Consider the following 12,067-nt stretch of genomic DNA (forward strand, 5'->3'; position numbering starts at 1 on the left):
AAGCGCCCCCGGCAATCTCAATCAGTGAAACAACACTGCGGTTTTCTGCAGGGTAATCCACACCCCCCAAGCCAGTGGAATCACCACCACGGCCCAGGCCAGCAGCACCAGCGGCAGGCTGCCCGGCGCGGCATGCCACTCCAGCGAACGCGCGCTGTCGGCACCCTTGTCATGGCTCAGGGCACGCTCCGCGGCCAGCTCGGCCTCGGTCATGAAGTACTTGTCGGCCACCGGGCGGACCAGCATGTTGCAGACAAAGCCCAGCACCAGCAGCCCGGCGAGGATGTACAGGGTCATGTCGTAGGCCGCGGCTCGCTCAACACCTGCCGCCAGCTGCGCTTCACGCAGGTAGGTGATCAGCACCGGGCCAAGCACGCCAGCGGCGGCCCAGGCGGTCAGCAGGCGACCGTGGATGGCACCGACCATCTGCGTGCCGAACAGGTCGGCCAGGTAGGCCGGCACCGTGGCGAAGCCGCCACCGTACATCGACAGGATGATGCAGAACGCCGCCACGAACAGCGCCACGTTACCGATGTGCCCCATGTTCGGCACCAGGCTGTAGAGGCCCACGCCCAGGGCGAAGAAGGCGAAGTAGGTGTTTTTGCGGCCAATGTAGTCGGAGAACGACGCCCAGAAGAAGCGCCCGCCGATGTTGAACAGGCTGAGCAGGCCGGTGAAGCCGGCGGCGATGGCGGCGATCTGCGCCAGTTGCGCGGCGTTCAACTCGCTGAAGGTCAGCTCGTTGCCCAGCAGCTTGCCGGCGAACACTTCCTGCAGCAGCGGCGAGGCCATGCCGAGAATGCCGATACCGGCCGAGACGTTCAGGCACAGCACCAGCCACACCAGGGCGAACTGTGGGGTCTTCCAGGCCACGCTTACGTGCACGTGGCGGTCGGTGACCATGGCGTTGGCCTTCTTCGCCGGTGGGGTCCAGCCTTCTGGCTTCCAGCCGGTGGGCGGTACGCGGTAAGCCAGGGCCCCGGCAGTCATGAACACGAAGTAGATCGCGGCCATGGCAACGAAGCTCTGCCACACGCCAACTTCAGTCGCACTGCCGAAGTGGCCCATCAATGCGGTCGCCAGCGGCGCGCCCACCATGGCACCACCACCAAAGCCCATGATCGCCATGCCGGTGGCCATGCCGCGCTTGTCCGGGAACCACTTGATCAGGGTCGACACCGGCGAGATGTAGCCCAGGCCCAGGCCGATGCCACCGATTACCCCCGAACCGAGCCACATCAGCCACAGCTGATGGGTCTTCACGCCGATCGCCGAGATCAGCAGGCCGCCGCACCAGCACAGTGCCGACACCAGGCCGGCCTTACGGGGACCTGCGTGTTCCAGCCAGCCGCCGAGCACTGCGGCCGAGCAACCGAGGAAGACGAAGAACAGGGTGTAGATCCAGCTGAGCATGGAGATAGGCCAGTCGCACTCGGCGCTGAACAGGCGGGCGACGAAGCCCATGTCCGCCGCGCACGCCACCGGCGCGCTGACGCCCAGGGCCTGGGACAACGGCAGCCAGAACACCGAGAAACCGTAGGCCATGCCGATGCACAGGTGGATGGCCAGGGCCGCCGGTGGTACCAGCCAGCGGTTGAAGCCCGGACGGGCGATGATGCGCTCCTTCGACAGGAAACCGGGCACGCTTACCGGCATCTCCGTCGTGATACTGCTGCTCATGGGTCGTTCCTTTTGTAGGTGGGCTGCTTACGGGCTGCCGGCCCGGCTCTGCTGTGGCGTCTCCCCCGGGATGACGCCGGCCGTTTGCGGCATTGCCCCGCGACAATGGGTCGCGGAGGCTGCGAAAGCGGCGCAAGATTACCAGCAGCCAGTGGCATGAAAGCAATCTGATATCGCGTTTTTTTTGCCAGCTGAATCGGTACTCGTCGCAGCGCCATCGTTTGCTGCCCATCGCCGGCAAGCCGGCTCCCACAGGATTGCGCATGGCTCGAGGTCAACGTGGTCGAGGTGGGAGCTGGCTTGCCGGCGATGTGGCCTGAATGAACTGCCGCACCGCACACTGTCGAAATGTCGGATACGCAGCGCTGACGGTCACAGCGCTATACTCGCCGCTGAATTTCACAATCGGACTACAAGGACTCGCCCATGAAAGCGTTCGGCAAAATCCTGGGGCTGTCGCTTCTCGGGTTGTTGCTGATCATCGTGGCGCTGGGCTTCGCCCTGACGCACCTCTTCGATCCCAACGACTACAAAGACGAAATCCGCCAACTGGCCCGCGACAAGGCCCATGTCGAGCTGACGCTCAACGGCGACATCGGCTGGAGCCTGTTCCCCTGGCTGGGCCTGGAGCTGCACGAGGCGAGCATCGCCACGCTGAACAACCCCAAGGTGCCGTTCGCCGACCTGCAGATGCTCGGTTTGTCGGTGCGCGTGCTGCCGCTGCTGCGCCGCGAAGTGCAGATGAGCGACGTGCGGGTCGAGGGCCTGAACCTCACCCTCACCCGCGATGCCAATGGCCATGGCAACTGGGAAGACATCGGCAAGCCGCTGCCTGACCCGGCCGTTGCCAACGCCCCGGCCACCGCGCCAGGCGAAGCGCCGGCCAGCGAGCCGTCCAAGCCCGAAGCCAGCGAGCGCTCGGTCAAGCTCGACATCGACAGCCTGACCGTCAACAACGCCCGGGTACAGTTCACCGACGAGAAGGCCGGCCAAAGCTACGGTGCCGAAAGCATCCAGCTGAGCACAGGCCCCGTGCACGAAGGCGTGAACATCCCGCTCAAGGCCAGCGCCTTCCTCAGCGCCAGCCAGCCGAACATCAAGGCGCGCACCGAGCTGACCGGCGAACTGCGCTTCGACCGCAAGCTCAAGCGCTACAACCTTGAAGACATGCGCCTGTCCGGCGAAACCTCGGGCGAGCCGCTGGCCGGCAAGACCATGACCTTCGCCGCGCAAGGCCAGGTGCTGATCGACCTGGCCGCCAATGTCGCCTCGTGGAGCAGCCTGAAAGTCTCGGCCAACCAGCTGCGCGCCCTGGGCGAGCTGAATGTGCGCGACCTGGACAAGGCGCCGCAGGTGACTGGCGGGCTGTCCATCGCCCAGTTCAACCTGCGCACCTTCCTCGACGGCATCGGCCACCCGCTGCCGGCCACCGCCGATGCGGCCGCCTTCAACAAGCTGGAGCTGGTCACCCGCCTGCAAGGCACCCCGAACAGCCTGGCCCTGGAAGACCTGGCGGTGAAGCTGGACGACAGCACCTTCACCGGCCGCGTGGCCGTCGAAGACTTCGCCAAGCAGGCCCTGCGGGTGAACCTCAAGGCGGACACCTTCGACGCCGACCGCTACCTGCCCGCCAAGAGCGAGGAGGCCAAGGGCACCACCGCGGCGCGCCAGGCCGAGGTGAAACAGCAGGAAGCCAGCGCCACTGCCGGCGCCGGCACCACCCCGCTGCCCAACGCCCCCACGCAAGTGGCCTGGAGCAACGACAAGCTGCTGCCGGTGGACCGCCTGCGCGCCCTCGACCTGCAGGCCGACCTGGCGTTCGGCGCCCTGACCCTGGACAAGCTGCCGATCAGCGACGCCCGGCTCAAGGCCAACGGCCAGGGTGGCCTGATCACCCTCGAAACCCTGCGCGGTGGCCTGTACAACGGCAGCTTCGAAGCCAAGGGCACGGTCGACGTGCGCCCCGCCGTGCCGCAACTGGGGGTGAACACCAAGATCAACCGCGTGCCGGTGGAGCATTTCATCAAGCGCGAAAGCCCCGACCAGGCGCCGCCGGTCAAGGGCCTGCTGACCCTCGCCAGCGACCTCACCGCCACCGGCAACAGCCAGAAAGCGCTGGTCGACACCCTCAACGGCAACGCCAGCTTCACCATCAACGATGGCGTGCTGGTCAACGCCAACCTGGAACAGCAACTGTGCCAGGCCATCGCCACCCTCAACCGCAAACAGCTCGGCAGCGAGCCGCGCGGCAAGGACACGCCGTTCGAAGAGCTGCGCGGCAGCCTGGTGATCCGCAATGGCGTGGCCAGCAACCCGGACCTCAAGGCGCGCATTCCCGGCCTGACCGTCAACGGCCATGGCGACCTCGACCTGCGCGTGCTGGGCATGGATTACAACGTCGGCGTGGTGGTCGAAGGCGACCAGCGCGCCATGCCCGACCCGGCCTGCCAGGTCAACGAGCGCTTTGCCGGTATCGAAGTGCCGCTGCGCTGCCGTGGCCCGCTGGAGCTGGGTGCCAAGGCCTGCCGCCTGGACCAGGACGGCCTGGGCAAGGTGGCGGCGAAACTGGCCGGCAACCGCCTGAAAGACAAGATCGATGAAAAGCTCGAAGAAAAACTCGGAGACAAAGTGAGCCCGGAACTCAAAGATGCGCTCAAGGGGCTGTTCAAGCGATGAGCCCCCAGCAGTTCTCCAGCGCCGTGCTGGAATGGTACGACCAGCACGGTCGTCACGACCTGCCCTGGCAACAGGGCATCAACCCATACCGGGTGTGGGTCTCGGAAATCATGCTGCAGCAGACCCAGGTCAGCACCGTGCTCAACTACTTCGACCGTTTCATGCAGGCGCTGCCGACCGTGCAGGCGCTGGCTGAAGCACCAGAAGACGAAGTGCTGCACCTGTGGACGGGCCTGGGCTACTACACCCGCGCACGCAACCTGCAGAAGGCCGCGAAGATCGTCGTCGCGCAACATGGCGGCGAGTTCCCGCGCAGTGTCGAGCAGCTCACCGAACTGCCCGGCATCGGCCGCTCCACCGCCGGGGCCATCGCCAGTATCAGCATGGGCATCCGCGCGCCGATCCTCGACGGCAACGTCAAGCGCGTGCTGGCCCGTTTCACCGCCCAGGCCGGTTACCCGGGCGAGCCGAAAGTGGCCAACCAGCTGTGGGCCACCGCCGAACGCTTCACACCGATGACGCGGGTCAACCACTTCACCCAGGCGATGATGGACATGGGCGCGACGCTGTGCACCCGCAGCAAGCCCAGTTGCCTGATCTGCCCGCTGCAGCGTGGCTGCGAAGCCCATCTGCACGGTGAAGAGACCCGCTATCCAGAGCCCAAGCCGCGCAAAGCCTTGCCTCAGCGCAAGACCTTGATGCCGCTGCTGGCCAACCAGGAAGGCGCGATCCTGCTTTACCGCCGGCCCTCCACCGGGCTGTGGGGTGGCCTGTGGAGCCTGCCGGAGCTGGACAGCCTCGAGCAGCTCGACGACCTCGCCTACCAGCACGGCCTGCGCCTGGCCGGCAGCCAGGCGTTGCAAGGCCTGACCCACACCTTCAGCCATTTCCAGCTGGCCATCGAGCCATGGCTGGTGCGTGTCGTCCCCGTCGGCGCGCACGTGGCCGAGCCCGACTGGCTCTGGTATAACCTCGCCACCCCGCCGCGCCTGGGCCTCGCCGCCCCGGTCAAGAAGCTGCTGCAACGCGCGGCCGACGAACTGATTGCAGGAGAGAACCCATGACCCGCACCGTGATGTGCCGCAAATACAAAGAACAGTTGCCAGGCCTGGAGCGCGCGCCCTACCCCGGCCCCAAGGGCCAGGACATCTTCGAACACGTCTCGCAGAAGGCCTGGGCCGACTGGCAGAAGCACCAGACCCTGCTGATCAACGAGAAGCGGCTGAACATGATGAACGCCGAGGACCGCAAGTTCATCCAGGCCGAGATGGACAAGTTCTTCGCCGGCGAGGATTACGCCAAGGCTGAAGGCTACGTTCCGCCGTCGGAATGACCCCAGAAATCGTAAGCGACGGAATTAATTTAAATTTTTTCAAAAAAGTCGTTGACGAACGGTCTGGAAATCTATTTAATTCACCTCGTCGCCCAGATAGCTCAGTCGGTAGAGCAGAGGATTGAAAATCCTCGTGTCGGCGGTTCGACTCCGTCTCTGGGCACCACCTTCAGCTTCTGGTGGTTGCAAAGTTACCCGAAGCGACACAAGAAACCCGCCTAGTGCGGGTTTTTTGTTGTCTGGGATTTGTACTCGAAAATTGGCAGCCACCGTCCCGGGGCCGCCTTGACGATACCTAAGTAGCTACCCTGCTGCCCGAGGCTGCACGACCTCGGCATGCAGCCTGATCCCAAGTGCCGTCATGACCTTCATGATGGTCGCAAGGCTTGGGTTCCCATCCGCGGATAACGCTTTATAGAGCCCTTCCCGAGTCAGGCCGGTATCGCGCGCCAATTGGGCCATGCCGCGCGCACGTGCAATATCGCCCAACGCAGCAGCAAGCAAAACCGGATCGTTCTCCTCAAGGCAGGCCTCAAGGTAAAGAACCATATCTTGCTCGGTTTTCAAGTGGTCTGCGGCATCCCACCTGGTCAACTTGATATCGGACATGGCGACCTCCTAAACATTACGCGCCAGCTTGAGTGCAGACTTGATGTCCCTGGCCTGACTGGCCTTATCGCCACCCGCCAGGAGGATGATCACCTCATAGCCCCGCTGAACGAAATACACTCGATAGCCAGGACCATAGTCAATCCGCAGCTCGAAGACCCCCTCCCCCACCGGCTTACAGTCTCCCAGCAAACCAAGCTCGACCCGACGTAACCGCACATTGATACGGGCCTGCGCACGCGCATCCCGCAGTGCGGCGAACCACCGCTTGTACACGTCGGTTTGTACTAAGGTATGCATTGGAAAAATGTAAACCGCAGTTCACACTACCTCAATCTGCATCTATTTCAAACTATTTGCGCCCGCACCCCGGGTTGATCGACATCAAAGGACCACTCGAAGCTTGTACATAACATGGAGGGTGGACACTCGACCGACCCCGCAAGGACCTCCATGAGCGAAGAATCCGCCACCCTCCTCCTGCCGTCGCCGACCGACACCGGCAGCGGCACCAAGCCCGTTACCCGCACCCGCCGCCCACGCCAGCGCAAGCCCGTCACCAACGCCCCCGTGCCAGAGACCATCACCCAGGTCAGCCAGCAACCCGCGGCCCTGATAGTGGCCAACGCGCGCAAAGGCAGCAGCGAGGACAGTACTTCGGCGTACCTGCCGGCCAGCTACCCGTACCGCACACGCATGCGCCGCCAGGACTACGACAAGGCCAAGCACGCGCTGCAGATCGAGCTACTGAAGGTACAGAACTGGGTGAAGGAAAGCGGCCAGCGCATCGTCATCCTCTTCGAGGGCCGTGACGCAGCGGGCAAGGGCGGCACCATCAAGCGCTTCATGGAGCACCTGAATCCGCGTGGTGCTCGCATCGTCGCGCTGGAGAAGCCCTCCGAACAGGAGAAAGGCCAGTGGTACTTCCAGCGCTACATCCAGCACCTGCCCACCGCCGGTGAAATGGTGTTCTTCGACCGCTCCTGGTACAACCGCGCCGGGGTCGAGCGGGTGATGGACTTCTGCTCGCCGCTGCAATACCTGGAGTTCATGCGCCAGGCGCCAGACCTGGAGCGGATGCTGTGCAACAGCGGCATCCTGCTGTTCAAGTTCTGGTTCTCGGTGAACCGCGAGGAACAACTGCGCCGTTTCATCTCGCGGCGCGACGACCCACTCAAGCACTGGAAGCTGTCCCCCATCGACATCAAGTCGCTGGACAAGTGGGAGGACTACACCGCCGCCAAGGAAGCCATGTTCTTCCACACCGATACGGCCGATGCGCCGTGGACGGTGATCAAGTCCGACGACAAAAAGCGCGCGCGGATTAACTGCATCCGGCATTTCCTGCATTCGCTGGACTATCCGGGGAAGGACCACAGCGTGGCGCATGCGCCGGATCCCCTATTGGTTGGGCGCGCTTCGCGGGGGTTCGAGGAGGATGAGGTGCCAGCCCCAAGCCCTCTATAACGGCCTTCGCGAGGCCAGCCCGCTCCCTCGCGGCTCCTCGCCCTTGGGTTTTCAGGGCAACTGCGCTTCAATACGCGCCTTTACCAGATACCCCAAGGACCGCCTCATGGCCACCAACACCAAGCAACAGAAACGCGCCAAGCGCGCCGCCACCAAGGCCAAGCAGAACCGCATGGTGCGCAGCGGCCAGGCGGTCAAGGCCAGCACCGGCGAAAGCGCCAGCGTCGAGCAGGTGTTCAACAAGGCCATGGAGTCGGGCAGCTACAACAGCCTGTTCGACAAGATGAAAGAAGCCCAGGAAACCGGCCTGGTGCCGATGATCTCGGTGTTCCTGGTCGACCCGCTGCTGGCACTGGTGCTCAAGGGCCACAAGGAAGAACACGCCACCGACTACATCGTCCTGGTGTTCACTGCCTACCGCAAATGGCTCGACGGCACCGACGAGGACGCGACTATGGCCTGGCTTGAGAGCGATGAGTTCCAGGCAGCCTATGTCACGGCTTCCGAAGTGGTGGCCAAGGGGCAGCAACAGCAGAAGCAGTTCGGCTGAGCCAGCACCGCCGCCTTCGCGGGTAAACCCGCTCCCACAGGCAACGCTCAACGCTGTGGGAGCGGGTTTACCCGCGAAGAGGCAGGAACAGGCAAACAAAAAGGCCGCGCCCTTCACAGGGCGCGGCCTTTTCATTTCACCGGCTGCGAATCAGCTATCCAGCGCCACGCGCCCAGCAGCGCCGCGCTTGCGGTGCACCAGCAAGCCTGCCGCCACAACTGCAATGCTCAGCAGCGCGGTAGCAATGATCTCGACGCGGTGATCCTCACGCAGCCCCATCACCACCAGAATGGCGACGATGAAGGCGATGGTCGCCCAGGTCAGGCCCGGGAACATCCACATCTTGAACGAGATCTTCTCGCCGCTGGCTTCACGCTGGGCACGCATGCGCAGTTGCGACACGGCGATCACCAGGTACACCAGCAGGGCGATGGCGCCAGAGCTGGCCAGCAGGAACTCGAACACCGCGGCCGGGGCCAGGAAGTTGGCGAACACGCACAGGAAGGCCGCAGCGGTGGACAGCAGCACGGCCCAGTGCGGGGTGCCCGCCTTGGTGGTGCGCTGGGCGACTGCCGGGGCATCGCCACGCTTGCTCAGGGAGAAGAGCATGCGCGAGGAGGTGTACAGCGCCGAGTTCAGGCAGCTGGTCACGGCAATCAGCACGACGATGTCGACGATCAGCTTGGCATTCGGCACGCCGATCAGGCTGAGGACGGTCTGGTAGGAGCCTTTCTCGGCCAGGGTCGGATCGTTCCACGGCACCATGGCCACGACCAGGAAGATCGACACCAGGTAGAACAGGCAGATACGCCAGATCACCGAGTTGGTGGCACGGCTGATCTGCTTGCCCGGGTCTTTCGACTCGGCGGCGGCGATGGTGACGATCTCGGTCCCCATGAAGGAGAACATGGTGGTCAGCATGGCGGCCAGCACGGCGCCCAGGCCATTGGGCATGAAGCCTTGGGTATCGAACAGGTGGCTGACGCCGCTGATCTGGCTGCTCGGGACCATGCCGAACATGGCAGCGCAACCGACGACGATGAAGCCGATGATCGCCAGCACCTTGAGCAGGGCGAACCAGAACTCGAACTCACCGTAGTTCTTCACGCTGAACAGGTTGGTAACGGTCAGCACCAGGGTGATGACCAGCGAGAACGCCCACAGGTCCACGGCCGGGAACCAGGCATGCAGGATGGCTGCGGCGGCGTTGGCCTCCAGCGGGATCACCAGCACCCAGAACCACCAGTACAGCCAGCCGATGGTGAAACCAGCCCAACGCCCGATGGCGCGGTCGGCGTAGGTCGAGAAAGAACCGGTGTCGGGCGAGGAAACCGCCATTTCACCGAGCATGCGCATCACCAGTACAACCAGGGTGCCGGCAGCGGCGTAGGCCAGCAGCACGGCAGGGCCGGCGGCGGCGATGGCATGGCCGGAGCCGACGAACAAGCCGGCGCCGATCACGCCTGCGATGGACAGCATGGTCACATGCCGTTGTTTGAGCCCCTGAGCGAGGTCATTGGAATTGTTACCGCTCATAAAACTACCTTTGTAAGGAGTGGACCACCCGAATGAAGGGAATACGAAGCGCACCAAGGGGTGATTTAGGCGTCGCCGCATTCGGTCTTTTCCCACTGGCAATAAGCGCGCCATTTTTAAATGCCATTTATCCGGAATGGCTGACGCCCGTAAATTCTCTGGCTTTGCGGCCTTTCTGCCAGGCTTTGACCGAAAGCCCGCCAAATCTCCATGCCAAGTCCGGATTACTGAAATACCCACTTACAAACGCACCAAAGGTGCTCCCCGGTAACACCCGCGCACCAGGGCAAGGCAAAAAGTGCAACCTAAGGTACAACCTGAGTTCCACTAAGAATGGAAAGCCCGCTCCCACGCGCCCTGTGCCGGCCAAATGGGCGGTAGCACCTGCTTTCGCGGCAAAAGGTCCAAAACCGCTTCCATGCTTTGGCCAAAGCTGGCACCATCGCGCCTTTTTTCATCAAGGCTCCGGTGCTGGGCAAAACGCCATTGCGGACATCCTCGCGACAGTCCACTGCAACGATGCGACAAACTGCCCCATCAATGACCGAAGCCCCTTGCGACCCGGTTGGCCGCTGTTGCGCCGCTATGCTAGCGTGGCGCTCGCCAGGAAGGCCGCCAACAGCTGGGAACGCACCCGAACACATGAGGACCGCACATGGCCCAGGCCACGCCCGCGCTGGAAATCCGTAACCTGCACAAACGCTACGGCGAGCAGGAAATTCTCAAGGGCATTTCGCTGACCGCGCGCGACGGTGACGTGATCTCCATCCTCGGCTCGTCCGGCTCCGGCAAGTCCACCCTGCTGCGCTGCATCAACCTGCTCGAGAACCCGCACCAGGGCGAAATCCTGGTCGCCGGCGAAGCCCTCAAGCTCAAGGCGCAGAAAAACGGCGACCTGATCGCCGCCGACAACCGCCAGATCAACCGCTTGCGCAGCGAGATCGGCTTTGTCTTCCAGAACTTCAACCTGTGGCCGCACATGTCGATCCTCGACAACATCATCGAGGCGCCGCGCCGCGTACTTGGCCAGAGCAAGGCCGAGGCCATCGAGCACGCCGAAGCGCTGTTGAACAAGGTCGGCATCTTCGACAAGCGCCACAGCTACCCCGCCCAGCTTTCCGGTGGCCAGCAACAGCGTGCCGCCATCGCCCGTACCCTGGCCATGAAGCCCAAGGTCATCCTGTTCGACGAGCCGACTTCGGCGCTCGATCCGGAAATGGTCCAGGAAGTGCTTAACGTCATCCGCGCCCTGGCCGAAGAAGGCCGTACCATGCTGCTGGTGACGCACGAGATGAACTTTGCCCGCCAGGTGTCCAGTGAAGTGGTCTTCCTGCACCAGGGCCTGGTCGAAGAGCAGGGATCGCCGCAGCAGGTCTTCGAAAACCCGACCTCGGCGCGTTGCAAGCAATTCATGTCCAGCCACCGCTAACGGAGCAATACATGCAGACTTACAAGAAGTTCCTCCTGGCCGCTGCTGCCACCCTGGTGATGTCGGCCAACGCCATGGCCGCAGAAAAACTGCGCATGGGTATCGAGGCTGCCTACCCACCGTTCAACAACAAGGACGCCAGCGGCCAGGTCGTCGGCTTCGACAAGGACATCGGCGACGCCCTGTGCGCCAAGATGAAGGTCGAATGCACGGTTGTGACCTCCGACTGGGACGGCATCATCCCGGCCCTGAATGCCAAGAAGTTCGACTTCCTGGTGTCGTCGCTGTCGATCACCGACGAGCGCAAGCAGGCAGTGGATTTCACCGACCCCTACTACTCCAACAAGCTGCAGTTCATTGCGCCGAAGAAGGTCGACTTCAAGACCGACAAGCAATACCTCAAGGGCAAGATCATCGGCACCCAGCGCGCCACTCTGGCCGGCACTTGGCTTGAAGACAACTACAAGGACGTGCTGGACTCCATCAAGCTTTACGACACTCAGGAAAACGCCTACCTCGACCTGACCTCCGGTCGCGTTGACGGCATCCTGGCCGACAAGTACGTGCAATACGAGTGGCTGAAGTCCGACGCTGGCAAAGACTACGAGTTCAAAGGCGAACCTGTAGTAGACAGCGACAAGATCGGCATCGCCGTGCGCAAGGGTGACCCGCTGCGCGAGAAGCTGAACAAGGCCCTGGCCGAGATCAAAGCTGACGGCACGTACAAGAAGATCAACGACAAGTACTTCCCGTTCAGCATCGAGTGATGCCCTCCCGACCCGTACCG

General features: G+C 63.2%; 11 protein-coding genes and 1 tRNA gene. 8 read left to right on the plus strand and 4 right to left on the minus strand.

Going from position 1 to position 12,067, the window contains the following annotated elements:
* Nucleotides 1-21: 21 nt before the first annotated feature.
* Nucleotides 22-1,680 (minus strand): OFA family MFS transporter, encoded by a 1,659-nt coding sequence (locus ACQ4N9_RS21145; protein ID WP_125462255.1) that lies wholly within the window; start codon nt 1,678-1,680, stop codon nt 22-24.
* Nucleotides 1,681-2,106: 426 nt separating this feature from the next.
* Here ACQ4N9_RS21145 and ACQ4N9_RS21150 point away from each other — a divergent pair, with 426 nt between their 5' ends.
* From ACQ4N9_RS21150 to ACQ4N9_RS21165, 4 genes are all read left to right on the plus strand, one after another.
* Nucleotides 2,107-4,356: an AsmA family protein gene (locus ACQ4N9_RS21150; protein ID WP_390966280.1), complete on the plus strand. Its 2,250-nt coding sequence runs from the start codon at nt 2,107-2,109 to the stop codon at nt 4,354-4,356.
* Complete coding sequence (mutY, locus tag ACQ4N9_RS21155) at nt 4,353-5,420, plus strand: A/G-specific adenine glycosylase (protein ID WP_390966282.1); 1,068 nt, start codon at nt 4,353-4,355, stop codon at nt 5,418-5,420. Before ACQ4N9_RS21150 ends, mutY begins: the two co-directional genes overlap by 4 nt.
* Complete coding sequence (locus ACQ4N9_RS21160) at nt 5,417-5,689, plus strand: oxidative damage protection protein (protein ID WP_125857138.1); 273 nt, start codon at nt 5,417-5,419, stop codon at nt 5,687-5,689. Before mutY ends, ACQ4N9_RS21160 begins: the two co-directional genes overlap by 4 nt.
* Nucleotides 5,690-5,779: 90 nt before the next feature.
* Nucleotides 5,780-5,855: transfer RNA gene (locus tag ACQ4N9_RS21165), tRNA-Phe, on the plus strand.
* A gap of 137 nt (nt 5,856-5,992) precedes the next feature.
* Here the strand turns inward: ACQ4N9_RS21165 and ACQ4N9_RS21170 are convergent.
* Together ACQ4N9_RS21170 and ACQ4N9_RS21175 are read right to left on the minus strand one after the other, a co-directional pair.
* Nucleotides 5,993-6,298 carry an addiction module antidote protein gene (locus tag ACQ4N9_RS21170; protein ID WP_279846199.1) on the minus strand — a complete coding sequence of 102 codons (306 nt, stop codon included), beginning with the start codon at nt 6,296-6,298 and terminating at the stop codon, nt 5,993-5,995.
* 9 nt (nt 6,299-6,307) lie between these two features.
* The gene (locus ACQ4N9_RS21175; RefSeq protein WP_390966285.1) at nt 6,308-6,598 is read right to left on the minus strand and encodes a type II toxin-antitoxin system RelE/ParE family toxin; all 291 of its coding nucleotides are present in this window, start codon (nt 6,596-6,598) and stop codon (nt 6,308-6,310) included.
* A gap of 153 nt (nt 6,599-6,751) precedes the next feature.
* Here ACQ4N9_RS21175 and ppk2 point away from each other — a divergent pair, with 153 nt between their 5' ends.
* Together ppk2 and ACQ4N9_RS21185 are read left to right on the plus strand one after the other, a co-directional pair.
* Nucleotides 6,752-7,765 (plus strand): polyphosphate kinase 2, encoded by a 1,014-nt coding sequence (gene ppk2, locus ACQ4N9_RS21180; protein WP_390966287.1) that lies wholly within the window; start codon nt 6,752-6,754, stop codon nt 7,763-7,765.
* Between the two features lie 106 nt (nt 7,766-7,871).
* Complete coding sequence (locus ACQ4N9_RS21185; RefSeq protein WP_390966289.1) at nt 7,872-8,315, plus strand: hypothetical protein; 444 nt, start codon at nt 7,872-7,874, stop codon at nt 8,313-8,315.
* Nucleotides 8,316-8,465: 150 nt separating this feature from the next.
* Here ACQ4N9_RS21185 and gabP read toward each other — a convergent pair whose 3' ends face one another.
* Complete coding sequence (gene gabP, locus ACQ4N9_RS21190) at nt 8,466-9,851, minus strand: GABA permease (protein ID WP_390966291.1); 1,386 nt, start codon at nt 9,849-9,851, stop codon at nt 8,466-8,468.
* 655 nt (nt 9,852-10,506) lie between these two features.
* On the opposite strand from gabP, the gene ACQ4N9_RS21195 reads away from it, so the two are divergent.
* Nucleotides 10,507-11,280, plus strand: a complete 774-nt coding sequence (locus tag ACQ4N9_RS21195) for an ABC transporter ATP-binding protein (RefSeq protein WP_046853793.1) — start codon at nt 10,507-10,509, stop codon at nt 11,278-11,280.
* 11 nt (nt 11,281-11,291) lie between these two features.
* Complete coding sequence (locus ACQ4N9_RS21200) at nt 11,292-12,047, plus strand: ABC transporter substrate-binding protein (protein WP_279846197.1); 756 nt, start codon at nt 11,292-11,294, stop codon at nt 12,045-12,047.
* The last annotated feature ends 20 nt before the right edge of the window (nt 12,048-12,067 follow it).

The organism is Pseudomonas sp. ES1, from assembly GCF_050586605.1.
Classification (GTDB): domain Bacteria; phylum Pseudomonadota; class Gammaproteobacteria; order Pseudomonadales; family Pseudomonadaceae; genus Aquipseudomonas; species Aquipseudomonas sichuanensis.

Excerpts from the sequence above, each read along its gene's own strand:
- ACQ4N9_RS21145 (WP_125462255.1), bottom strand. The coding sequence starts at position 1,680 with ATGAGCAGCAGTATCACGACGGAGATGCCGGTAAGCGTGCCCGGTTTC.
- ACQ4N9_RS21150 (WP_390966280.1), top strand. The coding sequence starts at position 2,107 with ATGAAAGCGTTCGGCAAAATCCTGGGGCTGTCGCTTCTCGGGTTGTTG.
- mutY (WP_390966282.1), top strand. The coding sequence starts at position 4,353 with ATGAGCCCCCAGCAGTTCTCCAGCGCCGTGCTGGAATGGTACGACCAG.
- ACQ4N9_RS21160 (WP_125857138.1), top strand. The coding sequence starts at position 5,417 with ATGACCCGCACCGTGATGTGCCGCAAATACAAAGAACAGTTGCCAGGC.
- ACQ4N9_RS21170 (WP_279846199.1), bottom strand. The coding sequence starts at position 6,298 with ATGTCCGATATCAAGTTGACCAGGTGGGATGCCGCAGACCACTTGAAA.
- ACQ4N9_RS21175 (WP_390966285.1), bottom strand. The coding sequence starts at position 6,598 with ATGCATACCTTAGTACAAACCGACGTGTACAAGCGGTGGTTCGCCGCA.
- ppk2 (WP_390966287.1), top strand. The coding sequence starts at position 6,752 with ATGAGCGAAGAATCCGCCACCCTCCTCCTGCCGTCGCCGACCGACACC.
- ACQ4N9_RS21185 (WP_390966289.1), top strand. The coding sequence starts at position 7,872 with ATGGCCACCAACACCAAGCAACAGAAACGCGCCAAGCGCGCCGCCACC.
- gabP (WP_390966291.1), bottom strand. The coding sequence starts at position 9,851 with ATGAGCGGTAACAATTCCAATGACCTCGCTCAGGGGCTCAAACAACGG.
- ACQ4N9_RS21195 (WP_046853793.1), top strand. The coding sequence starts at position 10,507 with ATGGCCCAGGCCACGCCCGCGCTGGAAATCCGTAACCTGCACAAACGC.
- ACQ4N9_RS21200 (WP_279846197.1), top strand. The coding sequence starts at position 11,292 with ATGCAGACTTACAAGAAGTTCCTCCTGGCCGCTGCTGCCACCCTGGTG.